Genomic DNA, 25,203 nt, shown 5'->3' with positions numbered 1-25,203 from the left:
ACCGCGTGCCGGCTGCAGGCGGGTGGCGCTCCGCCCCGCAGGATTGGCTTTTGGAAACTGAAAACTGTTGACAATATTCGGGGCCGAGGGTATACAAGGATCATTCGCCGATATGGCGCCCTCGTTTTCATCCACAGCCCCCGCTGCCTGCCCGACCATGACTGCCCCGAACGCGCTCAGCGCCATCGAACTCCTGCAAAGCCAGTCGCTCGCGATGATCGTCCAGGACATGCTCGAGCGCGCGATCGTCTCCGGCGAATACGCGCCCGGCGAAAAGCTCAACGAAGTCGAGATTGCGACGAAGCTGAACGTGTCGCGCGGCCCGGTGCGCGAGGCGTTTCGCGCGCTGGAGCAGGCCGGCCTGCTGCGCAACGAGAAGAATCGCGGCGTGACCGTGCGGGTCGTGCCGCTGCGCGAGGCCGAGGAGATCTACGAAGTGCGCGCGATGCTCGACGAATCGGTCGCACGCGCGCTCGCGAAGCGCATCTCGCCCGATACGCTGAAGGTGCTGAAGGGCATCATCCAGTCGATGAAGGACGCCGCGAAGACGCACGACGTCACGCGCTATACCGAGCTGAACGTGCAGTTCCACGACGCGATGGTCGTCGGCGTCGGCAATACCCATCTCACCGATACCTACCGCCGGCTCGTGCGCCAGCTCGGCCTGCTGCGCCAGGCGGCGATCGAGGCCGAGGAGGATGCGATCGCCGTGTCGGCGGGCGAGCACGACAAGATCGTGCAGGCGCTCGCGGCCGGCGACGAGGACAAGGCCGTCGCGCTCGTGCGCGAGCACGTCGCGCACGGCCTCGCGCGGATGCGCCGTACGCACGACGAGCAGGGGCTGCCCGCGACGGGCAAGGCGGCGCGGGAGAAGGCCGGCGCGTAAGCGTCGGTCAATGCCCGCGCGGGCTGCCGCGCACCGGCAAAGGGACGCGTATCCGCGTCCCTTTTTCGTTGTAGGTTCCGCTCAACGCTTCGTCACGCCTTGTCGGCCTTCCCCGCCGCGCTCGCGAATTTCGCGAGCCACGTATCGACCACCGACGGCTGCCGGCTTTCGTCCTCCGCGCGCTCCTTGCGGCGGATCGCGTTGCGCACGACGTGCGCGCCGACATAGCGGATCGGCTCCGGCGGGAAATGGCCGAGCGGGCCGCGCACGATCGGGCTGCGCGTCCATGCGTTGTCGAGGCCGAGCACCAGCGACGACAGGATCTGCCCGCCCATGTAGGTCGGCCCGACGCCGTTGCCCGAATAGCCGAAGCCGTAGAACACGTTCGGCGCGTCGTCGAGGCGGCCGAAGAACGGGAAGCCCGTCACCGAACGATCCGACGGCCCGTTCCAGCTCGCGGTGATCGGCACGCCGGCGAGCGACGGGAAGAATTCGCGCAGGCTGCGCGTGAGCTGCGCCTCGTACGGCGAGCGGCGATCGAACACGGGCGCGATGCGGCTGCGCCACGAGAACGTGTTGCCGCCTTTGCCGAGCATCAGCCGCCCGTCGGCGGTCGTGCGGTAGTAGTACACGAAGATCCGCGAATCGAGCACCGATACGCCGTCCACGAGCCCGGTCCGCTCGAGCAGCTCCGGGCATTTCGCGGTGATCACCATGTCGCTCGACACCACCGCGATCGTCCGTTCGAACTGCGGGAAGCGGCTCGCCATCCACGCGTTGATCGCGAACACGAGCTTGCCGGCGCTCACGCTGCCGGACGGCGTGCGCACGACGACCGGCTGGCCGAGCGTGAAGTCGAGCATCGGCGTGCGCTCGTAGATGCGGATGCCCATTGCAAGCGCGACGCGGCGCAGCCCGCGTACGAGCTTGCCGGGATGCACGGTCGCGGCGATCGGCGAGTAGACGCCGTCGAGATTGCGCGCGGAGCCCGAGCGGCGTGCGACCTCGGCGGGCGGCAGCGGCTCGTAGCTGTGGATGCCGCACGCGGCGAGCGCGTCGAGCACCGGCGCGAGCGTGCCGACCTGCGCGCGCGACGTCGCGGTGTACAGCGTGCCGTCGAGCCGCAATTCGGCATCGATCTCGTGCGCGCGGCAGAAATCGGCGATGTGCTGCACGGCCGCTTCCGATGCCTTCACGAGCCGGATCGCCTCGGCTTCGCCGAACAGGCGCCGCAGCGTCAGGAATTTCGCGGACCACGTGAGCAGGCAGCCGCCGTTGCGGCCGCTCGCGCCCGCGCCGCACAGATCGGCCTCGAGGATCGCGATGTCGAGCGCAGGGTTGTGCTGCTTCGCCTGGATCGCGGTCCAGAGGCCCGTGAAGCCGCCGCCGACGATGCACACGTCGGCCTGCGTCGCGCCTTGCAGCGCGGGGGCGAGATCGCCGTCGTTGAACAGCGCTTGTTCGATCCAGAAGGGGCGCATCGGGTGCCATGCCGGTAAGGGTCGAAGATTGCCGTGCGGCGCACGACGGGAAAGCAAAAAACGAAAACGAAACCGCCGCACGGCGATGGACGGCGGCGGCGGGGCGCGCAGCGCGGCTTGGTGCATCGCGTCGCATCGTCGGGCCGCCGCTTCGGCCGATACGCGGCGCACGCCCATCGTCTTCAGCGTGCCCGCGATCGCCGCGACGACGCCGGGAATCCCGGCTTCGCCGAAATGGTCGACGCAGCCGGCGCGGACCGCATCGACCTTGGCGAGCTTGCCCGGATGCCGACTGTAGTCACGCTTTTTGACCGCCTGATAAAAACCGCGCCGCGGCAGAGGGCGGATGCGCGGCCGCCACACCTTGCATGCGCATCATCCATTTTGCCGTTTGCTTTCTGTTCTCTGCATGTTGTTGACAATCTACAAATCATCGACTTTAATGTCAAGCGTCGAAAACAGCAGTGGCCACGGCGCGGGCGCCGACCGCTCAACCCCCTTCGAACCGAAAGGAATGAACGTCATGACTGAAACGCCTGTATCCGTGGAAGTGAACGGCCGCCGCTACAACTGGATGAGCCGGCCCGTGGTGGTCGTCTGCGTCGATGGCTGCGCATACGAATATCTGGAGGAAGCCGCCGAGGCCGGCGTCGCGCCGTTCCTGCGCACGCTGCTGAAGCCCGGCACGGCGCTCAAGGGCGAGTGCGTGGTGCCGAGTTTCACCAATCCGAACAACCTGTCGATTGTCACCGGCGTGCCGCCGGCGATCCACGGGATAAGCGGCAACTACTTCTACGATCGCGACACCGGCGCCGAGGTGCTGATGAACGATCCGAAGTACCTCGTCGCCCCCACCGTGCTCGCGACCTTCGCCGAGCAGGGTGCGCGCGTCGCGGTCGTCACCGCGAAGGACAAGCTGCGCCGCCTGCTCGGCAAGGGGCTCAAGGGCATCTGCTTCTCGTCGGAAAAGGCCGATGAAGCGAGCGTCGAGGAAAACGGCATCGACCACGTGCTCGAGCTGGTCGGCAAGCCGGTGCCGAGCGTGTACAGCGCGGACCTGTCGGAATTCGTGTTCGCGGCCGGCGTGCGCCTGCTCGAGACGCGCCCGATCGACCTGATGTACCTGTCGACGACCGACTACGTGCAGCACAAGTGCGCACCGGGCACGCCCGGCGCGAACGCGTTCTACGCGATGATGGACACCTACCTGCAGCGCCTCGACGCACTCGGCGCGATCGTCGCGATCACCGCCGATCACGGGATGAACGCGAAGCACGACGACGCGACCGGCGAGCCGAACGTGATCTACCTGCAGGAGCTGTTCGACGAATGGCTCGGCCACGATGCGGCGCGCGTGATCCTGCCGATCACCGACCCGTACGTCGTGCACCACGGCGCGCTCGGTTCGTTCGCGACCGTCTACGTGCCGGGCGACGCCGACACCGATGCGCTGCGCGCGCGGCTCGCCGCGGTCGACGGCATCGAGGTCGTGCTGACGGGCGCCGAAGGCTGCGCGCGCTTCGAGCTGCCGCCCGCGCGGATGGGTGACCTGATCGTGATCTCGAAGCAGGACGTCGTGCTCGGCACGCGCCGCATCAAGCACGACCTGTCGGGCCTCGACGTGCCGCTGCGCTCGCACGGCGGGATCTCCGAGCAGATCGTGCCGCTGATCTTCAGCAAGCCGGTCGCGACCGACGTCACAGGCCGCGCGCGGCTGCGCAACTTCGACATCATCGACATCGCGCTCAACCATCTGCAGTGACGCGGCCGCATCCGCCAGGAGACACTCATGAACGCCATTGCAGCATCGACGGACGTCCGCACGCCTCATCGTGAAGCACTGCGAATCGACGGTGAAAAGATCTACCGCGACGCGGTGATCGAAGTACGCAACCCGTACGACGGCACGCTGGTCGGCACCGTGCCGAAGGCGACGCTCGACGACGTGCGCCGCGCCTTCGCCGTTGCGCGTGCGTACCGGCCGACGCTCACGCGCCACGATCGCGCGGCGATCCTGCGTCGCGCGGCCGACATCGTGCGGGCGCGCACCGCCGAGATCGCGGCGCTGATCACGGCCGAGGCCGGGTTGTGCCTCAAGGATTCGACGTACGAAGCCGGCCGTGTGGCCGACGTGCTGACCTTCGGCGCCGGCGAAGTGCTGAAGGACGACGGGCAGATCTTCTCGTGCGATCTGACGCCGCACGGCAAGAAGCGCCGTGTGTACACGCAGCGCGATCCGCTGCTCGGCGTGATTTCGGCGATCACGCCGTTCAACCATCCGATGAACCAGGTCGCGCACAAGATCGTGCCGTCGGTCGCGACCAACAACCGGATCGTCGTGAAGCCGTCGGAGAAGGTGCCGCTGTCGTGTTATCGCTTCGCGGACATCCTGTACGAAGCCGGCCTGCCGCCGCAGATGCTGCAGGTGATCACCGGCGACCCGAAGGAGATCGCCGACGAGCTGATCACGAACCCGGCGATCGACATGATCACGTTCACCGGCGGCGTGTCGATCGGCAAGTCGATCGCCGCGCGGATGGGCTACCGGCGCGCGGTGCTCGAACTCGGCGGCAACGATCCGATCATCGTGATGGAAGACGCCGATCTCGACGAAGCGAGCACGCTCGCGGTGTCGGGCTCGTACAAGAATTCCGGGCAGCGCTGCACGGCGATCAAGCGGATGCTCGTGCACGAGGCGGTGGCCGATCGCTTCACGGAACTCGTCGTCGAGAAGACGCGCGCCTGGTCGTACGGCAATCCGTCCGATCCGTCGGTCGACATGGGCACCGTGATCGACGAAGCGGCCGCGAAATTCTGCGAGCAGCAGGTGAACGACGCGATCGCGCGCGGGGCGCGGCTGCTGGTCGGCAACGTGCGCGACGGCGCGCTGTATTCGCCGACCGTCGTCGATCGCGTGACCCCCGACATGCCGCTGGTCAAGCATGAAACCTTCGGCCCGGTGTCGCCGATCATGCGTTTTCGCGACATCGACGAGGCGATCCGGATGTCGAACAGCACCGACTACGCGCTGTCGTCGTCGGTATGCACGAACCGCTTCGACCACATCACGCGCTTCATCACCGAGCTGGAAGTCGGCAGCGTGAACGTGCGCGAGGTGCCCGGCTACCGGCTCGAACTGACACCGTTCGGCGGCGTGAAGGATTCGGGGCTCGGGTACAAGGAGGGCGTGCAGGAAGCGATGAAGAGCTTCACGAATACCAAGACGTATTCGCTGCCGTGGTAAGCGACGTGTAAGGCGCCCGCGCCGGCATCGTGGCCGGTGCGGGCGTTATTCGATCGGCTCATATCGTTAGCCGATTTGCGTTTTTGCCGGCCCTCCACGCATCGGTAGAATTCGCGGACCTCTCGAACGGCGCCGGCGCGCCGGCGGGATGATCCTCTCCAATCATTCGGGGTCCGCACCATGAAATTCCTCCGCTCCCTCCTGGTCGTCGCGCTGCTGCAGGCCACCGCGGCCACCAGTGCGCTGGCTGCCGACGACCTGTCGCAGATCAAGTCGGCCGGCGTGTTCCGCGTCGGCACCGAAGGCACCTATGCACCGTTCACGTACCACGACGAGACGGGCAAACTGACGGGCTTCGACGTCGACATCGCAACCGCGATCGCGCAGCGCCTCGGCGTGAAGCCGCAGTTCGTCGAAGGAAAATGGGACGGGCTGATCGCGGGGCTCGACGTGAACCGCTACGACGCGGTCGTCAACGAAGTGTCGATCACCGACGCGCGCAAGGCGAAATACGATTTCTCGACGCCGTACATCACGTCGCACGCGGTGCTGATCGTGCGCGCGGACAACACGGCGATCCGCTCGTTCGACGACCTGAAGGGCAAGAAATCCGCGAACACGCTGACCAGCAATTTCGGCAAGCTCGCGGCCGCGCACGGCGCCGACGTGGTGCCTGTGCAGGGCTTCAACGAATCGATCGACCTGCTGACGTCCGGCCGCGTCGATGCGACGATCAACGATTCGCTGTCGTACCTCGATTTCCGCAAGCACAAGCCCGACGCGAAACTGAAGATCGCGGCGACCGACACGAGCGGCGCGGGCGACGCATCCGGCGTGCTGCTGCGCAAGGGCAGCCCCGCGCTGGTGGCGGCGATCGACAAGGCGCTCGCGGACATCAAGGCGGACGGTACCTACGCGAAGATCTCGCAGAAGTACTTCGGCCGCGACGTGTCGCAGCCGTGACGCGAGGCTGAACGATGCCGGCCTGGCTGCACCTGATGGCGGAATCGCTGCGGCCCCTGCTCGTTGCAGGGCTCGTGTTCACGGTTCCGCTCACGCTCGCGTCGTTCGCGATCGGTTTATTGCTTGCGTTCGGCACGGCGCTCACGCGGCTGTTCGGGCCGCGCTGGGCGCAAGCTGTTGTGCGGTTCTATATCTGGCTGTTTCGCGGCTCGCCGCTGCTCGTGCAACTGTTCGTAATCTTCTACGGATTGCCGAACGTCGGCATCGTGCTCGATCCGCTGACGGCCGCCGTGATCGGTTTCTCGCTGAACGTCGGCGCATACAACGCGGAAGTGATTCGCGGCGTGATCGAATCGATGCCGAAGGGGCAGTGGGAGGCCGCGTACTCGATGTCGATGACGCGCGCGCAGGCGCTGCGTCGCGCGATCCTGCCGCAGGCCGCGCGTGTCGCGCTGCCCGCGCTGTCGAATTCATTCATTTCGCTCGTGAAGGACACGTCGCTCGCGGCCGTGCTGACGGTGCCCGAGATCTTCCAGGCCGCGCAACGCATCGCGGCCGTGACCTACGAGCCGCTGATCCTCTATACCGAAGCCGCGCTGATCTATCTGCTGTTCAGCTCGGTGCTGTCGTCGCTGCAACGCCGGCTAGAGCTTCGCTTCGGCCGCCACGCGCTGTTCCACGCGGAGTTGCGATGATCCGCCTCGAATGCATCGACAAGTCGTTCGGCACGCACCGCGTGCTGAGCGGGATCGATCTCGCGCTGCAGCCGGGCAGCGTGACCGCGCTGATCGGGCCGTCCGGCAGCGGCAAGAGCACGCTGCTGCGCTGCGTGAACCTGCTCGAAGTGCCGGAGGCGGGTGCGCTGGTCGTCGGCGATGCGCGCATCGACTTCGTGCCGGCGCGCCGGCCGTCGCGCGACGCGGTGTTCGCGGTGCGCAAGCAGACCGGCATGGTGTTCCAGAACTTCCAGTTGTTTCCGCACCTGAGCGTCGTGCAGAACGTGATGGAGGGGCTCGTGACCGTGCAGCGCTGGCCGCGCGAACGGGCCCGGGAGCGCGCGCTCGCGCTGCTCGACAAGGTCGGCATCGCGGACAAGGCCGACGCATGGCCGGCCACGCTGTCGGGCGGACAGCAGCAGCGCGTGGCGATCGCGCGAGCGCTCGCGCCGTCGCCGCAGGTGCTGCTGTGCGACGAGCCGACGTCGGCGCTCGATCCGGAGCTGTCCGTCGAAGTGGTCGAGGTGCTGCGCCAGCTCGCGCGCGAAGGCACGACGATGCTGATGGCCACGCACGACCTGCGCCTGGCCGCATCGATCGCGCACGATGCGGTGTTCCTCGCCGATGGCCGCATCGTCGAAGCGGGCGCCTCGCGCGACCTGTTCGGCCGGCCGCGCGACCCGCGCACCGCGAAGTTCGTCGCGACGCTCGCGCAAGGCGTGCCAGCGTTCTGACGCGACACACGATACGCGTGTGGCGATGCTCAGCCGGGCGCGTACCCGTCGAGCACGGCGGCGACGATCGCTTCCGGCGCATCCTCCTGAACCAGATGGCCCGCGTGCGGAACCCTGATCAACTGGCCGTTCGCGATGCGATCGGCGAGCGCCTGCCCTTGTTCGAGCGGAATCCACACGTCGTCCTCGCCCCACACGATGCGCACCGGAAAGTTCGGCGGCGCGTAGCGGGCCTCCGCTTCCTCGATGTAGCGCTGGCGCATCTGCGCGATCTGGCGATAGAACGCGGCCTGGCCGACCGACGTGAGCCACGGCTCGCGGTAGATCGACAGCACGTCGTCGCTCAACGGCCGTGCGACTGCGTGGCCGATATACGCCGACACGAGCGCATGGTGCGCGTACGCGGGCAAGCCGGTGAACGCGGCTTCGTGCTGCGCGACGTGACGCACGAACGGCGAGCCTTGCGGCGCGATCGCGACCGGGTTCACGAGCGTCAGATCCGCATACGCGATGCCGTCGAGAAAGTGCGCGCGCAGCACGGTTGCGCCGCCGTAGTCGTGCGCGAGCACGCGCGGCCGCGCCAGTTTCCATTCATTCAGCAGCGCGCCGAACAGCACGTTCTGGCGACCCAGCGACACGTCCGCATCCGGCATGTCGGACTGGCCGTAGCCGAGCAGGTCGTAGAAGTACACGCGATGGCGTCGCGCCAGCCACGGCGCGATCCGGCGCCAGACCTGCGACGAAAACGGCGTGCCGTGCACGAGGACGAGCGGCGGACCTTCGCCGAGCGTGCCCCATGCAATCCGGTGGCCTTCGAAATTGAAGCGGTTCGGGAGTTCGAGCATCGGCTCCTCCGTGATAACCTGTTTTCGTGGTTAACAGGTTACGCCGGATTCTCCGGATGTGAAACCGATAGGTGAAAATAAATGGTTACTCGATCCGACCCGGCGCGACCCGGGTACGAATGGCGTGCGGCCGATTTCATCGGCGGCCATCCGGCGCTCGACTTTCTCAATACGGTGGCCGACATGGGCAAGACGCGCGACGAGGAGAAGCTCGTCGACTGGCCGGCCGTGCGGGCGTGGGCCGGGAAAGCGGGACTGCTGGCGCCCGACGATCTGGCGCGGTTGCTGCGTCATCCGCGCCAGGACGGCCCGGATGAACTGGCGGCGCTGCGCCGCTTTCGCGACGACGCGTACGTCGCGATCGCGCATCTGACGGCCGAAGGCGGCGGCAGCGCGGGCGCGCGCGCGGCGGAGCGGCTCGCGGTGGCGATCCGCGACGCGATCGGGCGCAGCGCATTCGACACGATCGGCGGCCGCTTCGCATGGCGGCCCGATGCACGGGCCGCGTCGCGCTGGGTCGATGCGGTCGCGCTCGGTTTCGAGCATCTGATGCGCAGCGACGATTTCGCGCGCGTGCGGCAGTGCGGCCGGTGTACGTGGTTCTTCGTCGATCGTGGCCGCGGCGTCGGGCGGCGGTGGTGCGACATGCGCACGTGCGGGAATCGCGCGAAGGTGGAGGCGTTCAGGGAGCGGTGATGCGCGCGTCGCGACGATTGCCGCGTCGCGCGTGCGTCATTGAGCGGCTTCGTGCGGCCGATGATCGGGCCATAACGTCGCGGCGACGAACAGCCCCGCTGCCAGGAACGGCGCACCGATCGCGAACAGGATGGCCGTGAGGCCCCAGCGATCCCAGAAGCGGTCGACGAGCGCGCGCTCGGGCGTGACGGGGTCGTACAGCACGTTGACCGCGTCGCCTTCGTGCAGCCTGGGGTGCGACGACGCCGAGCCCTGGGCGAACGTGATGAGTCGCCCGCTGTCGGTGGTGAACGCGACGACGGCCGAATACAGCGCCGTGCGCGACCGCGACGACCGCCCGTTTTTCGCGATCTCGACGACGTGGCCGGTCGAACGCGCATAGTGGTGGACGATTTGCCACTGACGCAGGCCGGCCGCGCCGGCGCCGGCGAGGAAGCCCGTGCCGATCGCGATCGGAATCAGCACGATCGCGACATCCCAGCGGCGCTGTGCCGGCTTGCGTGCGACGCGGCGCGGTGCCGGGTCCGATTGCCGTCGGCGGCGCTCGCTGGCGATCAGCAGCCCGCCGATCGCGAACGACGCGACGGCGAGCAGCGCCGGCACGGCCACGGGAAACCAGCGTTGCGTGAAATCGTCGATCAGCGCGGGGCGCTCGGGATGATCGGGGTCGAGCAGGACGTCGACGTTTTCGCCGATGTCGTATGCGGGGACCGTCGACGCGGTATTGCCGGCGACTTCGCGGCGCTGGCCGTCGTTCGCGAGGTAGGCGACGATCGGCCGGTACGCGCGCATCGCATCGCTGTCCTGGACGATCCGCACGACCGTGCCCGGCGCGCGGACCAAGTGGCCGGGTTCCCGGCCGGCCGTGACGGCGAGTACGCCGGCCAGCACGAACAGGACGACACCGATCATCAGCGCGATCAGCGCGTCCTTACCCGGCATGGCGCGATCCGGTTCGTGCGTCGCGCGGCTTCGGGTGTGCCCCGGTGAACGGCCCATCGCGACGGACGGGCCGATATTGACGCAACCATGCCCTCTGAATGGTCGCGTCTCGTTCACATGCTTCCATGTCTGACGTCCCATGTTCTCTCAGTGCCGGCGGGCAAACGACGATGGTTGGCGCCGGTCGTGTGATATTTGTCGGACGATTCTAGCGGAAACGATGGGCGGTAGGCGTGCGGTTGCGTACCGCCGCGAAGGGCGCGTGTCGCGAGTGCGCCGCGCCAAAACGGAAAAGGCCGGTCAGCTTTCGCTGACCGGCCTTGGTCTCGGGGTGGGTTCTCGCACCGAATATCCTTATCGTATGTTTCGTAGTGAAATTGTCATCCACTCCAGATTGCGTTGGATTTTATTCATTTGTTCGAGAATAAATTCCTGGATCTCCTCTTCCGAGGAGTACTCGTCCAAGACGGACTCGTCAGGGTCCAAATTATAAACATCGGTCCCCCAAAGCGCAAGACGCTGAAAAGCACATTCTCTTAATGTGCTAGAGAATATTTCTATTAAGTGACAGATTTCATTTTTTTTAACATCTAGAAAATTGAGGTTCTGTATTTCCAGAAATTCTCTCACCATGTCTTCGGTGATATTAAATTCCGTGGATGGTAGCCAGCCCCTTTTTTCTGCGAATCGCTTGATTTGCATAATTTTATCTTCAGTCGTGCTGCCTCCGGATTTGCTCTTTAGGCGACGCCACTGCCTCCCGGAATGGGCATCGTTTCCAGTTCCGAGCGAGAATGCCTTTTCGAAATCTCTATCTTTCCACGGTGATAGACCGACTTGTTTTCGCTGCGAATTGACGCTTTCTTCTATCTGATTTGTTAGGTAATGGGTTATGAATCGGCGAAAATCTTTCCCCATTTTTGCTTTTCCATGTTTGTTTTTTTGATCGGCGGGGAGTAGGTGTGATAAATCAAAATGATGTCCTGAAGCAACGTATTTCAATCTAAATTCTTCTGTGTGGAGATCATAGTCATTCTGAATTTTCATCCATTCGTGAAAGCTCCGGCCAGGGAGTGTTCTGCTCAATCTCAGGGCTATGCCAGCCGTGAGGGGGATTTTTTCGTCAAGCAGTAACGATAGTGCGGCAGGGGATGTGGCCAAATTCACGCATAGGGTTTCAAGAGCGATACCGTTGATTTGCTCTCTGAGCACAGCCCCAGGGTGTGGGGGCCAACTTTCGCGACCGACTTTGGCTGACGTAGGGGCGCCTTCTTCATCGATTCGATCTTGGTTTTGCGTTGTCATTGGCAGACCTTGGACAAATTTTACTTGAGGCTCAGTGAGATTTTGGGCGTGCGTGCTGCATGCGGCATTTATAGCATGGAGCCATCATTTTTAGATGGAGGTTTTTATGGGTTCCATGAGACGTACCGCGGTTCAGCAGCGTCAACCAGCCAATCAGTTGCGTTGTCAAGGATGCAGTGTTCCGTTGGTGTTTCGTCAAAACGCCTGCGTTTGTTGGCGAAGCTCATACCATTCTGAGGCGTGCAAATATTGTTGTCGCGGCGCTGGTGATACCCGTCTGTGCAACGCGGAGCTGAGCAGCAGGCACGTGCATTATCGACTCCGCTATCGGAGGAACGTTGCGAATAAATGCTGGCTGCTGGGATTGTTGTCTGATTCTTATAATCTAGGAAATCTTGCGACTTGTCCGTCTGACTGCGTGTCACATGAAGACGTAGGTGGTTACTGGGGCGATTGCCGCGATAAACCGATCTATTTGGGGCGGGGTAAAATCGATCATGACTCGATTTTAAAAACTATTCGAATGATGGCTTTGTACGTAGTTTTCTTCGTGCTGGTTGCCTTCGTTCAGGCTTCGATCATGTGGTCGGGCGGCGGAACTCACTTCGGATGTTCTGTATCGGGGGCGCCATGCGCCGGGCGTTTCCTGCTTAGATGGGGGCCGACTGAAGTGTCCGTTCCATTCTTCTGGGGAGAAGCGCGTAGCAGCTTTGCTGTTTGTGGTTCGAGCCCTGCAGAAATAGATACTCCGAGAGAGCAGCGCGTATGCTTGCATGCGGAAAATCGCCGGTATCCTCCCTGCGCCTCGCAAGTAGTGGAACGCTAGCGCGTCAGAGCACGTAACGGCATGTGCTTCGTTGTAGAGGCCGTGGCGGGCGACGCGCGAGGTGTTTCAGAGCGCAAAGCAAGCTGACTCGAATGAAGTCGTGCTCAGCGTTGCCGGAATGAGGGGGCGGCGAGCACGCGGTCAACATTTCATTGACAGCGGCCAAAACGGAAAAGGCCGATCAGCTTTCGCTGACCGGCCTTTGAAATTCCTGGTGGGGCGTGAGTGACTCGAACACTCGACCTACGGATTAAGAGTCCGCTGCTCTACCAACTGAGCTAACGCCCCCAACAGAAGAAAGATTATGCCGGGGTTTTCAGGGCATGGCAAGCCCTTTGTGCAAATTTCCTGAAAATATTTCGTCAAGACAACGACGGCTGTCGGCGCGGTAACGAGCGATCGCAGTTCGCGCGCTCCCGGTATGATGACGCCACACGTGTTGCGCGGCGGTCGCGCAACGCTTTCTGGACATCGAAGATGGACGAAAACGCAGTCCGCGAATTGCTGGATCGCCTGCTGGCCCCGTGGGTCCGCTCGCTGGGTCTGGTCCCCGTGTCGATCGGCGATGACAGCGTCACGCTGCGCCTGCCGTTTTCCGGCGAGTTCCGTCATTCGGGCGGCATCATCTGCGGCCAGGTGTTCACGGCGGCCGCCGACACCGCGATGGTGGTCGCGATCTCGGCCGCGCTCGGCGAATTCCGGCCGATGACGACGGTGTCGCTGAACACCAACTTCATGCGTCCGGTGCGCAAGGGCGACGTGCTCGTCACCGCGCGCGTGCTGCGGATGGGCCGCAACCTCGTATTCGGCGAAGTCGAGCTGTTCGACGAGGACGGCAAAATGGCCGTTCACGCGACGTCGACCTACGCGCTCGTCAGCTGAGCGGCGCGATGTTCGACCAGATCGTCTTTGCGGGCGGCGGCAATCGCTGCTGGTGGCAGGCCGGCTTCTGGGACGTCGCCCAGCCGGCCCTCGCCCTGCGCCCGCGCGTGATCACCGGCATCTCGGCCGGCGCGGCCACCGCCTGCATGCTGTATACGCGCGACGCCGCATGGGTGATGCGCTATTACGAAGAGGCGCTGCGCCACAACCGGAAGAATGCCTACTGGGGCAACCTGTTCGGGCGCGAGCCCGTGTTTCCGCATTACCGGATCTATCGTCAGGCGCTGCTCGACATCTACGGCGAGCCGTTCGCGCAGCTCGCCGCGGCGCCGGAGATCCGCATCGGCGTGTCGCACGTGCCGCGCTGGCTCGGCGCGCGCAGCGCGGTCGCGGCCGGCCTCGTCGCATACAACATCGAGAAGTACGTGCGCAAGACGCTGCACCCGACGCTCGGGCGCACGCTCGGTTTTCGCCCCGAATTCGTGCGGGCGCAGGCCTGCACGCACGTCGACGAACTCGCCGACCTGATCCTGCAGTCGTCCTGCACGCCGCCGTTCACGCCGGTGCTGCGGCGTGGCGGCCGGCCGGTGCTCGACGGCGGGATGGTCGACAACGTGCCGGTCGATGCGCTCGATCCGTCGCCGGGCGACGTGCTGGTGCTGGTCACGCGGCTGTATCCGCGTCCGCAGATGTTCACGGTCGCGCATGGCGACCAGCGGCGGCTGTACGTGCAGCCGTCGAGCAAGGTGCCGATTTCGAGCTGGGATTACACGAGCCCGTCGCAGATGCGGCATGCGTACGATCTCGGGCGGCGCGACGGCGAGCACTTCCTCACGCGCGTCGGCGCGATGACGGGCGGCCGCGTGGCCGCCTGACGAGCGGGAATGGAGCAAAGGGGGCCGCGCGACGCGCGCAGCCTGTGCGATCAGCGCTTGCGGATCGGCGTCAGCGCTTCCGGATTGGCGACGCTCGACATGTCGCCGTCGTCGAACGCGAGAATGTTGCGGAATGCGGCACTGAAATACAGCTCGTAGCTTTCGCGCTCGACGTAGCCGATGTGCGGCGTGCAGATCACGTTTTCCATCCGCAGCAGGCTGTAGCCCTGCAGGATCGGCTCGCTTTCGAACACGTCGATCGCGACCATGCCCGGCCGGTTGTGCGACAGCGCGTTGACGAGCGCGTTTTCCTCGAGCAGCTCGGCGCGGCTCGTGTTGACGAGCAGCGACGTCGGCTTCATCCGCATCAGGTCTTCCTGCTTCACGATGCCGCGCGTGTCGTCGTGCAGGCGCAGGTGCAGCGACAGCACGTCGCTTTGCTCGAACAGCGCTTCGCGGTTCTCGGCGGCCGTGTAGCCGTCGGCGCGCGCGGCTTCGAGCGAATGCTCACGGCCCCAGATCAGCACGTTCATCCCGAACGCCTTGCCGTAGCCGGCGACGAGCCGGCCGATCTTGCCGTAGCCCCAGATGCCGAGCGTCTGGCCGCGCAGCACCTGGCCCAGACCGAAGTTCGGCGGCAGCGCCGACGTCTTCAGGCCCGACTGCTGCCACGCACCCTGCTTCAGGTTTGCGACGTACTGCGGAATGCGGCGCTGGGCGGCCATCACGAGCGCCCAGGTCAGCTCGGCCGGCGCGACCGGCGAACCGGTGCCTTCGAGCACCGCGACGCCGCGGTCGGTACACGCGTCGAGATCGATGTGGCTCGACACGCGGCCGGTCTGGCTGATCATGCGCAGGTTCGGCAGTTTGGCGAGCAACTGGGACGTAATCGGGGTCCGTTCACGAATCAGCACGAGCGCTTCGACTTCCGCCAGACGGCTGGCGAGCTGTCCGAGGCCGCGCACCGTATTGTTGAAGACCTTTACGTCGTGGCCGGCGAGCATCTCGAAGCAGTTCAGCTTGCGGACGGCGTCCTGGTAGTCGTCGAGGATGGCAATTTTCATGGTGAACGGGGTGTCGCGCGTTGAAAGCGGGGCCGTGGCGGCGGCGCACCTTGCGCACCCGTCCCGCCCGGCCGGGGCCGACATGATGCTACGTCGGCCGCCTCCATGGTGTCTTTTTAACAGGTTGTTACGCTCCGCCGCAATCAGCGCCAGCCACACCCGGCGCCGCTCCCGCGCGGTGCAACAGGGTGCGCTGTTGTGTCGCATCAAATATGTCCTTCCTGATTCGGCCATTTACTCGACGAGGTTCACCCAATTGTTGCTCTCGGCAGAATAATTGGATCAACTATCCGCAGAAGCCGAGGATTTTTGACTATTTTTATCGTCAACCGGCCCCTTGTTGAGCAACTCTGCATCATTTCCGCTGTCGTAGGAGAATTACGCATTTGCTTCATCTTTTTGAAGTTGTAACAGCGGCAGGAGTCGTTTATGGATCATTTGCAGTCGATGCGCGTGTTCGTCAAGGTTGCAGATCTCGGCAGTTTCGCGCGGGCCGCGAGCGCAATGGATATCTCCAACGCGGTCGCGACGCGCCACGTCGCCGATCTGGAAGGCCGGCTCGGCACGCGTTTGCTTAACCGCACCACGCGCAGCCTCTCCCTGACGGAGTCGGGTCAGGTCTATCTGGAGCGTGCCCGCCAGATCCTCGACGAGCTCGAGGACGTCGAGCAGATGGTCGTCGCACGCAATCACGAGCCCGTCGGCACGCTGCGCATCGTCGCGCCGGTGGTGTTCGGCCTGCACAACCTTGCCCCCGTGCTGCAGTCGTACACGGAGAATTTCCCGAAGGTGGTGCCCGATCTCACGCTGGTCGACCGGCAGGTCGATCTGGTCGAGGAAGGTTTCGACGTCGGCATCGTCGTCACGCGCCAGATGCGTAGCGCGAGCATCGTCACGCGGCGCCTGACCACCGGTTGCATGACCGTGTGCGCGACGCCGAGCTATCTGGAGAAGCACGGCGTGCCGACGCATCCGGAACAGCTCGCCGAGCACCCGGCGCTGAGCCTGCCGACCGAATACTGGGGCGACGAGCGCGTGTTCACGGGGCCGGACGGCGAAGTGCGCGTGCGCCCGACCAACGTGATCGTCGCGAACAACACCGCGATGCTGCGCCAGTTCGCGTTGCTCGGGATGGGTGTCGCGATCCTGCCGAGCTACCTGATCGGCAGCGACATCGCGCGCGGCGCGCTCGTGCGGCTGCTGCCGGATTTCCGGCTGCCGCAAGTCGAGATCAACATCGCCTATCCGAGCCGGCGCCATCTGCCGGCGAAGGTGCGCACGTTCATCGACCATCTCGTCGAGCATTTCAGCCACTCGACCGACGCGATGATGGGCGAACAGTGGGCCGCGCAGAGCGCGACGCTGCCGCCGATCGGCGTCGAGATGCGCGCCGAGCAGCCCGAATCGACCGATCCGAACCTGCAGCCGCGTCTGGCGCGCTCGCCGCGCACGCGCGCAGCGGTGCCGTCGCCGCTGTAACGGCGCAGCGGCCCGGGCCGGCAGCGCTACAGCCGGCACAAAGAAAAAACGCGGATCGATCGATCCGCGTTTTTTTATGGCTGCATGCCGGAGCCGGGCGTGCAGCAAGCGGCGCCCGGCGCCCGGGCCGTCACGAACCCGTCTTGCGCGCCGTCGTCTTGCGGGCGGCGGTCTTGCGCGCCGGTGCCGGTTTCTCTTCGGCGCCTTCCGTCACGGTTTCGGCATCCTTCGTCGCCGATTTGGCCGTCTTCTTCGCGGCGGCGGTTTTCGGTTCCTTCTTCTCGAACTCGAAACCGATCTTGCCGTCCGGCTGCTTCACGAGGAACGCCTTGAAGTTGCGGCCGGTACGCGACGACTTGAAGTTCGGCAGCAGATCCGTGCGGCCGTCGGCGAGCAGCTTGCCCATCTGCTCGCGCGTGATTTCCTGCTGCAGGATCACCTTGCCCGAGCGGAAGTCGCAGGTCTTCGGGTTCGCTACCGAGTGTTCGCACACGTAGCTCATCCCGTGCTCGAACACGCGGCCCTTGCACTTCGGGCACGCGCCGACCGGCTCCTGCGCGGAGAAGTCGGGCGCTTCGCCTTCCTCGCCGCCTTGGTCCTGACCGAAATCGAACTCGAGCTTGTAGTTCTTCGTCTCGTCGTCGAAGGACAGCTTGAGGATCGCCGAGAACGGGCGGCCCATCTTGCTGCGGAACCCGGACAGCGGCCCGATTTCCTTCTTCTGCAGCAGCTCCTCGACTTCCGGGATCTCGAACTGCCGGCTGCCCGGGATCTTCGAGATCGAGAAGTCGCACTTCGTGCACGCGAAGCGGCGGTAGTTTTCCTTCACCTGGCCGCCGCAATTCGGGCACGGTGTCTGGAGCGTCGCGTAATCGCCGGGGATCGTGTCGGAATCGTATTCCTTCGCGCGCTTGACGATCTGTTGCGTCATGCGGGCGATTTCCTGCATGAACGCGTCGCGGCCGAGATTGCCGCGCTCCATCTGCGACAGCTTGTATTCCCATTCGCCGGTGAGCTCGGGCGCCGTGAGTTCCTTCACGCCGAGGCCGCGCAGCAGCGTCATCAGCTGGAATGCCTTCGCGGTCGGGATCAGTTCGCGGCCTTCGCGCAGCAGGTACTTTTCGCCGAGCAGGCCTTCGATGATCGCCGCACGCGTGGCCGGCGTGCCGAGGCCCTTCGCGGCCATCGCCTCGCGCAGCTCGTCGTCCTCGACCAGCTTGCCCGCGCCTTCCATCGCGGACAGCAGCGTCGCTTCCGAGTAGCGTGCGGGCGGTTTGGTCACGAGCGCGACGGCGGCGATCTCGTCGGTCTTCACCTTCTCGTCCTTCTGCACCGGCACGAGGTTCGCGTCCGCGCCTTCGGCGTCGCGGCCGTACACCTGCAGCCAGCCCGGCTCGACCAGCACCTTGCCTTCGGTCTTGAAGTGATGGCCGGCGACTTCGGTGATCCGGGTCGTCACGCGGAATTCGGCCGCCGGGAAGAACACGGCGAGGAAGCGCTTCACGACGAGGTCGTACAGCTTCTGCTCGGGCTCGGACAGCGCCTTCGGCGCCTGGAGCGTCGGGATGATTGCAAAGTGGTCGCTGATCTTCGAGTTGTCGAAGATCCGCTTGTTCGGCTTCACCCAACCCTTGTCGAGCACCTGCTTCGCGTGCGGCAGGTAGTTGTTGCTCTCCTTGAGCATCTCGAGCGTGGACTGCACGGTCGACAGGTAGTCTTCCGGCAGCGCGCGCGCGTCGGTACGCGGGTAGGTCAGTACCTTGTGCTTTTCATACAGCGCCTGCGCGAGACCGAGCGTGTTCTTCGCGGAGAAGCCGAAACGGCCGTTCGCTTCGCGCTGCAGGCTCGTCAGATCGAACAGCAGCGGCGACAGTTGCGTCGACGGCTTCGATTCCTCGGACACCGTGCCGATCTGGTCGCGGCAGGCGGCGACGATCGTCTCGGCAGCCGGCAGGCTCCACAGACGGGAGTCGCGCTTTTCCGGATCGAATTCGTCGCGCTTGAATTTCGGGTCGTACCACTTCCCTTCGTAGAAGCCGCTCGCGCACGCGAATTCGGCCTTCACTTCCCAGTAGTCGCGCGGGATGAAGCGGCGGATTTTCTCTTCACGTTCGACGACGATCGACAACGTTGGCGTCTGAACCCGGCCGACGGTGGTCAGGAAGAAGCCGCCGCCCTTGCTGTTGAACGCGGTCATCGCGCGGGTGCCGTTGATCCCGACGAGCCAGTCGGCTTCCGAGCGGCAGCGTGCGGCGTCGGCGAGCGGCTGCATGTCCGTGTCGCTGCGCAGGTTCGCGAAACCGTCGCGAATCGCCTGCGGCGTCATCGATTGCAACCACAGGCGCTGGACTGGCTGTTTCGCCTTCGCGTGCTGCGCGATCAGGCGGAAAATCAGCTCGCCCTCGCGCCCCGCGTCACATGCGTTGATCAGGCGGTCGACGTCCTTGCGCTTCATCAGCTTCGTGAGCACCTTGAGGCGCGACTCGCTTTTTGCGATCGGGTTCAGGTCGAAATGCGGGGGAATGACGGGCAGATGCGCGAAGCTCCATTTCCCGCGTTTGACCTCGTACTCCTCCGGGGCGGCGATTTCCAGCAGGTGGCCGACAGCGGACGAAAGGACGAAATCGTCGCTCTCGTAATACTCGTCATGCTTGGTAAAGCCGCCCAAAGCGCGTGCGATGTCGTTCGCGACAGAAGGCTTTTCCGCAATGATCAGTGCTTTGGACATGACAGGTGTGTGTTGGTAGACCGGGTTCGCCCGGTTGTGGGTCCCTTTTACGACCGCTTTATAGCACACGCCGCAGCGACGGCGGCTCGGCGTGTAAAAAGCGGCTCATCATAGAGGGGGGCTGCAATGGCGGCAAGCGCCCGGCGCGGCGGGCCGCGCCAGCCTGCGCAAAACCGCCGGGCGGGCCCGCGAATTCAGGCTTCGACGTTCAGGATGTCGCGCAATTTCGGTGCGTGCGGCGCACCGGGCACCGCACTCAGGTCGGACAGCATGCGCTCGACGATCGCCGCGTGCGGCAGCACCGTGCCAAAGAAGCGGGCGGTGTGGGCATCCTCGATCAGGATGGTCGGGAAATTCTCGACGTCGAGATCGTCGAGGCGGTCGGCATGGGTTTCGATGTCGATCCAGGCGAAGCAGGCGTCCGGATGCGCATCGGCGAGCTGGTCGAAGGCGCTCCGGTAGTCGCGGCACGTGCCGCACCACTCGGCGCACAGGCAGGCGACCAGCAACGTGCCGGGATCGGCGAGGCGCTCGGCGATCCGATCTGCATCGGTGTCGAGATTCAGCGCGGGCATGGAATTCCTTGGGTAGCGTCGGCGGCCGGGCCGCCCCTATGCCGGGGAATGTAGCACGCCCCGCGCAGACGGGGTGGGCGCGGCGTCAAGCCGCGCGAAGCGTCCGCCGGCGACGCTCGCGACGCGGCCAGCCAGCTCCAGCGCGAGCAGCGCGCCATGCAGCACGTCGTCGGACAGGCCGCTGTGCTCGGCCAGCCATTCGTACGTCACGGGGCCGTATCCCAGCGCAGCGAGCACCGCCTGTTCCGACGGGGTGCCTGGTGGCGCGGCTTCGATGGAGGCCGGTGCGGTGGTCGAGGCAGGGCGACCCGCTTGCGCGATGCAGGCAGCTTCGGGTTCGCGGATCTCGTCGGCATTCGGGCCCTGATTACCGGCTCGCATTGCGCCGCTCGTTGCGCGCGCCGCCGGTTCGCCCAGCCCGTATTCCTCGAGCACGTCGAGCGGCGCCGCGGTGAGCTTCGCGCCGTCGCGGATCAGCGCGTGGCAGCCCTGCGCGAGCGGCGCGTGGATCGAACCGGGCATCGCGAACACATCGCGCCCCAATTCGTTCGCGAGCCGCGCGGTGATCAGCGACCCCGAGCGCGGGGCGGCCTCGACGACGAGCGCGCCGATCGCGAGCGCGGCGATCAGCCGGTTGCGCTGCGGGAAATGCGCGGCGCGGGCCGGCGTGCCGAGCGGCCATTCCGACACGATCGCGCCGTGTGCGGCGATTTCGTGGGCGAGCGCGCGGTGTCGCGCCGGGTAGACGAGATCGGCGCCCGTCGCGATCACCGCGACGGTGCCCGAGCGGCCGTCGAGCCCGCCACGATGCGCGGCGCCGTCGATGCCGAGTGCGAGGCCCGAGACGATCGTGAGGCCCGCGTCGGACAACACGTGGGCGAAATGCGTGGCGTCGGCGAGCCCCTGCGGCGTCGCATGGCGGCTGCCGACCACCGCGAGGCCGCGTGCGTGCAGCAGGTCGAGCTGCCCCTTTACATATAGCAGCGGCGGCGGATCGTGCAGATCGCGCAGCCGCGGCGGGTAGGCCGGATCGCTCAGTGTGACGAGCACGTTGCCCGGCCCGTCGAGCCACGCGAGCGCGGCGTCGGTGCGCGTATCGAGATCGTCGCGCTCGCTCGCGCGGACGGCCTGCGCGGCGGCGGGGCTGGCCACGGCGGCGATTGCCTCGTCGGGCGCGCGCAGCAGCGCTTCCGGCGAGCCGAAAGCCGCGAGCAGCACCTGCAGCACGGCGGGCGAGAGACCGGGCGCATGCGCGAGCTGCAGCCACGCGCGCAGCGCGGAGGGCGTCAACGCTTGCGGGGACATGAGGCGGCCCTCGAATGCGGCGGCCAGCGGAGCGCGTGGCGCCATGATAAAATTTTCATCATCCGAAATACTCGACAGGGCCGTGCGCGCAGGCACGCGGCCGATTGCAGGAGGCGCGATCCGCGGCATTGATATGCCACGCATCCGCCTCATCTTCATTGCATCCCGGCGGCGGCGCCAGCCGGTCGGATGGCCGATGCGGCACGCCGCTCCACCGAATACCGAATACCATGGCATTGCTCAATATTCTTCATTACCCCGACAAGCGGCTGCACAAGGTCGCGAAGCCCGTCGACAAGGTCGACGACCGGATCCGCAAGCTCGTCGCCGACATGGCCGAGACCATGTACGCGGCGCCCGGCATCGGCCTGGCGGCCACGCAGGTCGACGTGCACGAGCGCGTGATCGTGATCGACGTCTCCGAAGAGAAGAACGAGCTGCGCGCGTTCATCAACCCGGAGATCGTGTGGTCGAGCGATGCCAAGCAGACCTATGAAGAAGGCTGCCTGTCGGTGCCCGGCATCTACGACGAAGTCGAACGCCCCGACCACGTGCGCGTGCGTGCGCTCAACGAGCAGGGCGAGACGTTCGAGCTCGACTGCGAAGGCCTGCTCGCCGTGTGCGTCCAGCACGAGATGGATCACCTGATGGGCCGCGTGTTCGTCGAATATCTGTCGCCGCTCAAGCAGACGCGCATCAAGACGAAGATGAAGAAACTCGAACGCGCGATGTGATGCGCGTGCGCCCAGCCCGACCCCGAACGCTGTCATGACCCATACGTTGCGCGTGATTTTTGCCGGCACGCCGGAATTCGCCGCGGCCGCCCTGGCCGCGATCCACGAGGCCGGTTTCCCGGTGCCGCTCGTGCTCACCCAGCCCGATCGCCCGGCCGGGCGCGGGATGAAGCTCCAGGCGAGTGCCGTGAAGCGCTACGCCGTCGAGCACGGGATGGCCGTCGCGCAGCCGCCGTCGCTGCGCCGCACGGGCAAGTACCCGGCGGAGGCGGCCGACGCGATCGAACTGCTGCGCAGGACGCCGCACGACGTGATGGTGGTGGCCGCGTACGGCCTGCTGCTGCCGCAGGAAGTGCTCGATATCCCGCGCGCCGGCTGCATCAACATTCACGCATCGCTGCTGCCGCGCTGGCGCGGCGCGGCGCCGATCCATCGTGCGATCGAAGCAGGCGACGCCGAGACGGGCGTCACGCTGATGCAGATGGACGTCGGCCTCGACACCGGCGCGATGATCGAGGAGGCGCGCATCGCGATCGCGCCCGACGATACGACCGCGACGCTGCACGACCGCCTCGCCGCCGACGGCGCGCGGCTGATCGTCGACGCGCTCGTGCGGCTCGAGCGCGACGGGACGCTGCCGGCGACGCCGCAGCCGGCCGACGGCGTGACCTACGCGGAAAAGATCGGCAAGCACGAAGCGGCGCTCGACTGGCGCAAGCCTGCCGACGTACTCGCGCGCCAGGTGCGTGCGTTCGACCCGTTCCCGGGCGGCGTCGCGACGCTCGACGGCGCGGCCATCAAGCTGTGGGCGGCCGAGCCCGTGGCGGCGCATGGCACGATTGCCACCGCGGCGCCCGGCACGATCGTCGAAGCCGCGCCGGAAGGCGTGGTGGTCGCATGCGGCAGCGGCGCGCTGCGCGTCACCCAGCTGCAGAAGCCCGGCGGCAAGCGGCTGCCTGCACGCGAATTCCTCGCCGGTTCGCCGCTCGCCGCCGGCCAGCGTTTCGCGCTGCCCGACGTCGACTGACAGGCCTGAGCGCCATTCGACCCGGTCTGCCGGCCCGGCGCAACTGGCCGGACGGCCGAGTCGCGCGGGGCGGCTGGCACGCGTAGAATTTCCCTGCGCTCCCCGGTTTCGAGGTTTTCATGTTCGGCATCACCCATTTCGGCTTCTTCGTGTTCGCGGTTTTCCTGCTCAACATCACGCCCGGCCCCGATACGGCCTACATCGTCGGCCGCAGCGTCGCGCAGGGGCGCGGCGCGGGGCTGATGTCGGCGTTCGGCATTTCGGCCGGCTGCTGCGTCCACGCGCTCGCCTGCGCATTCGGCCTCACCGCGCTGCTGGCGGCGTCGGCCACCGCGTTCACGGTGATCAAGCTGGTCGGCGCCGCGTACCTGATCTATCTCGGCGTGCGGATGATCATCGCGAAGCAGGCCGCCGCGCCGTCGGGCGCCGCTGCCGCGCAGGCCGCGGCCGCCAAGCCGCTGCGCCAGCTGTTCATGCAGGGTTTCTGGACCAACGTGCTGAATCCGAAGGTCGTGCTGTTCTTCGTGTCGTTCTTCCCGCAGTTCGTGTCGGCCGACAGTCCGCACAAGGCTTGGGCGTTCCTGACCCTCGGCGCGGTGTTCGTCGCGATGAGCACGGTCTGGACGAGCCTGGTTGCGTGGGTGGCGGGCAGCGTCACGCAGCGCTTTTCCGGCAAGCCGGGCGTCAGAAAGTGGCTCGATCGCACGGTCGGCAGCGCTTTCGTCGGCCTCGGTCTTCGTCTGGCAGCTTCGCAACGCTGAGATTGAATTTTTCCGGCAAGACCTTATCTAACAAATCGCTTACAATTTTCCGCCGTGCCCTGTGATGCGCGGCGGGTCCCCCTGACGGATAAGGAGTGGGTATGTTCAATTGGGTCAAAACGGCGATGCTGATGGCCGCGATCACGGCCCTGTTCATCGTGATCGGCGGGATGATCGGCGGCTCGCGCGGCATGACGATCGCGCTGCTGTTCGCGCTCGGCATGAATTTCTTCTCGTACTGGTTCTCGGACAAGATGGTGCTGCGCATGTACAACGCGCAGGAAGTCGACGAGAGCACGGCACCGCAGTTCTACCGGATGGTGCGCGAGCTGGCCACGCGCGCGAACCTGCCGATGCCGCGCGTCTACCTGATCAACGAGGATGCGCCGAACGCATTCGCGACGGGCCGCAACCCCGAACATGCGGCGGTCGCCGCGACGACGGGCATCCTGCGCGTGCTGTCGGAGCGCGAGATGCGCGGCGTGATGGCGCACGAGCTCGCGCACGTGAAGCACCGCGACATCCTGATTTCGACGATCACCGCGACGATGGCGGGCGCGATCTCGGCACTCGCGAACTTCGCGATGTTCTTTGGCGGGCGCGACGAGAACGGCCGGCCGGCCAACCCGATCGCGGGGATCGCGGTCGCGCTGCTCGCCCCGATCGCAGGCGCCTTGATCCAGATGGCGATTTCGCGGGCTCGCGAGTTCGAAGCCGACCGCGGCGGCGCGCAGATTTCCGGCGATCCGCAGTCGCTCGCCACCGCGCTCGACAAGATTCATCGCTATGCGGCGGGCATTCCGTTCCAGGCGGCCGAGGCGCATCCGGCCACCGCGCAGATGATGATCATGAACCCGCTGCACGGCGGCGGCCTGCAGAACCTGTTCTCGACGCACCCGGCCACCGAGGAGCGCATCGCGCGCCTGATGGAGATGGCGCGCACCGGCCGCTTCGAGTGACCCTCGGCGACCCGCGCGGCCGTTGCCGCGCGGGGCCGCCCCGCCACCCCGCATGCTTCGCGCTGCGGGGTGTTTCATTTGTGCGCGCCGTAAAGGGGCCAAAGGGCCAGCATGGCCGCACGCTACAATGCGCGGTTTGGGATCGCCGGGTCATCTGGCCGCCGCGATCCCGCCGT

At 65.8% G+C, this 25,203-nt stretch carries 23 protein-coding genes and 1 tRNA gene; 15 read left to right on the top strand and 9 right to left on the bottom strand.

Annotation, left to right across the window (positions count from 1 at the left end; translation table 11 throughout):
* Positions 1 to 157: 157 nt before the first annotated feature.
* Positions 158 to 886 (top strand): phosphonate utilization associated transcriptional regulator, encoded by a 729-nt coding sequence (locus H3O04_RS02040; RefSeq protein ID WP_202587039.1) that lies wholly within the window; start codon positions 158 to 160, stop codon positions 884 to 886.
* A gap of 92 nt (positions 887 to 978) precedes the next feature.
* Here the strand turns inward: H3O04_RS02040 and H3O04_RS02035 are convergent, their stop codons facing one another.
* Positions 979 to 2,367: an FAD-dependent oxidoreductase gene (locus H3O04_RS02035; protein WP_202587038.1), complete on the bottom strand. Its 1,389-nt coding sequence runs from the start codon at positions 2,365 to 2,367 to the stop codon at positions 979 to 981.
* A 33-nt stretch (positions 2,368 to 2,400) separates the two neighbouring features.
* Here H3O04_RS02035 and H3O04_RS02030 point away from each other — a divergent pair, with 33 nt between their 5' ends.
* The 6 genes from H3O04_RS02030 (at position 2,401) to H3O04_RS02005 (ending at position 8,024) form a co-directional block, all read left to right on the top strand.
* Entirely contained in the window at positions 2,401 to 2,898 is a 498-nt protein-coding gene (locus H3O04_RS02030; RefSeq protein WP_202587037.1) for a hypothetical protein, read from the top strand.
* Positions 2,891 to 4,129 (top strand): phosphonoacetate hydrolase, encoded by a 1,239-nt coding sequence (phnA, locus tag H3O04_RS02025; protein ID WP_011694447.1) that lies wholly within the window; start codon positions 2,891 to 2,893, stop codon positions 4,127 to 4,129. The genes H3O04_RS02030 and phnA overlap by 8 nt, the downstream gene beginning before the upstream one ends.
* A 27-nt stretch (positions 4,130 to 4,156) precedes the next feature.
* Positions 4,157 to 5,611 carry a phosphonoacetaldehyde dehydrogenase gene (phnY, locus tag H3O04_RS02020; protein WP_023476441.1) on the top strand — a complete coding sequence of 485 codons (1,455 nt, stop codon included), beginning with the start codon at positions 4,157 to 4,159 and terminating at the stop codon, positions 5,609 to 5,611.
* A gap of 180 nt (positions 5,612 to 5,791) precedes the next feature.
* Entirely contained in the window at positions 5,792 to 6,574 is a 783-nt protein-coding gene (locus tag H3O04_RS02015) for an amino acid ABC transporter substrate-binding protein (protein WP_202587036.1), read from the top strand.
* Positions 6,575 to 6,588: 14 nt separating this feature from the next.
* Positions 6,589 to 7,269, top strand: coding sequence for an amino acid ABC transporter permease (locus tag H3O04_RS02010; protein WP_012329442.1), 681 nt, complete (start codon positions 6,589 to 6,591; stop codon positions 7,267 to 7,269).
* Complete coding sequence (locus H3O04_RS02005; RefSeq protein WP_202587035.1) at positions 7,266 to 8,024, top strand: amino acid ABC transporter ATP-binding protein; 759 nt, start codon at positions 7,266 to 7,268, stop codon at positions 8,022 to 8,024. The genes H3O04_RS02010 and H3O04_RS02005 overlap by 4 nt, the downstream gene beginning before the upstream one ends.
* A gap of 29 nt (positions 8,025 to 8,053) precedes the next feature.
* Here H3O04_RS02005 and H3O04_RS02000 read toward each other — a convergent pair whose 3' ends face one another.
* A complete protein-coding gene (locus H3O04_RS02000) occupies positions 8,054 to 8,869 on the bottom strand; it encodes an alpha/beta fold hydrolase (RefSeq protein WP_202587034.1) in 816 nt (271 codons plus the stop codon).
* Positions 8,870 to 8,950: 81 nt separating this feature from the next.
* Between H3O04_RS02000 and H3O04_RS01995 the strand changes: the two genes are divergently transcribed.
* A complete protein-coding gene (locus H3O04_RS01995; protein ID WP_202587033.1) occupies positions 8,951 to 9,565 on the top strand; it encodes a CGNR zinc finger domain-containing protein in 615 nt (204 codons plus the stop codon).
* Positions 9,566 to 9,601: 36 nt separating this feature from the next.
* Here H3O04_RS01995 and H3O04_RS01990 read toward each other — a convergent pair whose 3' ends face one another.
* The 3 genes from H3O04_RS01990 to H3O04_RS01980 all read right to left on the bottom strand — a co-directional run bounded on the left by H3O04_RS01990 (position 9,602) and on the right by H3O04_RS01980 (position 12,926).
* The gene (locus H3O04_RS01990) at positions 9,602 to 10,648 is read right to left on the bottom strand and encodes a DUF3592 domain-containing protein (RefSeq protein WP_202587032.1); all 1,047 of its coding nucleotides are present in this window, start codon (positions 10,646 to 10,648) and stop codon (positions 9,602 to 9,604) included.
* A 213-nt stretch (positions 10,649 to 10,861) separates the two neighbouring features.
* Entirely contained in the window at positions 10,862 to 11,812 is a 951-nt protein-coding gene (locus H3O04_RS01985) for a helix-turn-helix transcriptional regulator (protein WP_202587031.1), read from the bottom strand.
* A gap of 1,038 nt (positions 11,813 to 12,850) precedes the next feature.
* A tRNA-Lys gene (locus H3O04_RS01980) sits at positions 12,851 to 12,926 on the bottom strand.
* A 189-nt stretch (positions 12,927 to 13,115) separates the two neighbouring features.
* Between H3O04_RS01980 and H3O04_RS01975 the strand changes: the two genes are divergently transcribed.
* Together H3O04_RS01975 and H3O04_RS01970 are read left to right on the top strand one after the other, a co-directional pair.
* Positions 13,116 to 13,520: a PaaI family thioesterase gene (locus H3O04_RS01975; protein ID WP_006477449.1), complete on the top strand. Its 405-nt coding sequence runs from the start codon at positions 13,116 to 13,118 to the stop codon at positions 13,518 to 13,520.
* 8 nt (positions 13,521 to 13,528) lie between these two features.
* Positions 13,529 to 14,395 (top strand): patatin-like phospholipase family protein, encoded by an 867-nt coding sequence (locus H3O04_RS01970; RefSeq protein ID WP_006477451.1) that lies wholly within the window; start codon positions 13,529 to 13,531, stop codon positions 14,393 to 14,395.
* 50 nt (positions 14,396 to 14,445) lie between these two features.
* Here H3O04_RS01970 and H3O04_RS01965 read toward each other — a convergent pair whose 3' ends face one another.
* The gene (locus H3O04_RS01965; protein WP_202587030.1) at positions 14,446 to 15,459 is read right to left on the bottom strand and encodes a D-2-hydroxyacid dehydrogenase family protein; all 1,014 of its coding nucleotides are present in this window, start codon (positions 15,457 to 15,459) and stop codon (positions 14,446 to 14,448) included.
* A 429-nt stretch (positions 15,460 to 15,888) separates the two neighbouring features.
* Between H3O04_RS01965 and H3O04_RS01960 the strand changes: the two genes are divergently transcribed.
* A complete protein-coding gene (locus tag H3O04_RS01960; protein ID WP_011546489.1) occupies positions 15,889 to 16,938 on the top strand; it encodes a LysR family transcriptional regulator in 1,050 nt (349 codons plus the stop codon).
* 130 nt (positions 16,939 to 17,068) lie between these two features.
* Here the strand turns inward: H3O04_RS01960 and H3O04_RS01955 are convergent, their stop codons facing one another.
* The 3 genes from H3O04_RS01955 to dprA form a co-directional block, all read right to left on the bottom strand.
* Positions 17,069 to 19,666, bottom strand: a complete 2,598-nt coding sequence (locus H3O04_RS01955) for a DNA topoisomerase III (protein WP_202587029.1) — start codon at positions 19,664 to 19,666, stop codon at positions 17,069 to 17,071.
* A 194-nt stretch (positions 19,667 to 19,860) separates the two neighbouring features.
* The gene (locus H3O04_RS01950) at positions 19,861 to 20,241 is read right to left on the bottom strand and encodes a thioredoxin family protein (RefSeq protein ID WP_006477457.1); all 381 of its coding nucleotides are present in this window, start codon (positions 20,239 to 20,241) and stop codon (positions 19,861 to 19,863) included.
* A 36-nt stretch (positions 20,242 to 20,277) separates the two neighbouring features.
* The gene (gene dprA / locus H3O04_RS01945) at positions 20,278 to 21,591 is read right to left on the bottom strand and encodes a DNA-processing protein DprA (RefSeq protein ID WP_237666146.1); all 1,314 of its coding nucleotides are present in this window, start codon (positions 21,589 to 21,591) and stop codon (positions 20,278 to 20,280) included.
* 185 nt (positions 21,592 to 21,776) lie between these two features.
* On the opposite strand from dprA, the gene def reads away from it, so the two are divergent.
* The 4 genes from def to htpX all read left to right on the top strand — a co-directional run bounded on the left by def (position 21,777) and on the right by htpX (position 25,027).
* Positions 21,777 to 22,280, top strand: coding sequence for a peptide deformylase (gene def / locus H3O04_RS01940; RefSeq protein ID WP_006485794.1), 504 nt, complete (start codon positions 21,777 to 21,779; stop codon positions 22,278 to 22,280).
* 34 nt (positions 22,281 to 22,314) lie between these two features.
* Positions 22,315 to 23,307, top strand: a complete 993-nt coding sequence (fmt, locus tag H3O04_RS01935; RefSeq protein WP_200160885.1) for a methionyl-tRNA formyltransferase — start codon at positions 22,315 to 22,317, stop codon at positions 23,305 to 23,307.
* A gap of 119 nt (positions 23,308 to 23,426) precedes the next feature.
* Entirely contained in the window at positions 23,427 to 24,068 is a 642-nt protein-coding gene (locus H3O04_RS01930) for a LysE family translocator (protein WP_027809105.1), read from the top strand.
* Positions 24,069 to 24,169: 101 nt separating this feature from the next.
* Positions 24,170 to 25,027 (top strand): zinc metalloprotease HtpX, encoded by an 858-nt coding sequence (gene htpX / locus H3O04_RS01925; protein ID WP_023476430.1) that lies wholly within the window; start codon positions 24,170 to 24,172, stop codon positions 25,025 to 25,027.
* Positions 25,028 to 25,203: the final 176 nt, after the last annotated feature.

The organism is Burkholderia sp. KCJ3K979, assembly GCF_016759955.1.
GTDB lineage: Bacteria > Pseudomonadota > Gammaproteobacteria > Burkholderiales > Burkholderiaceae > Burkholderia > Burkholderia orbicola.
The sequence above is the reverse complement of the archived record's forward strand: the minus strand, read 5'-3'. Positions and strand labels throughout refer to the sequence as shown.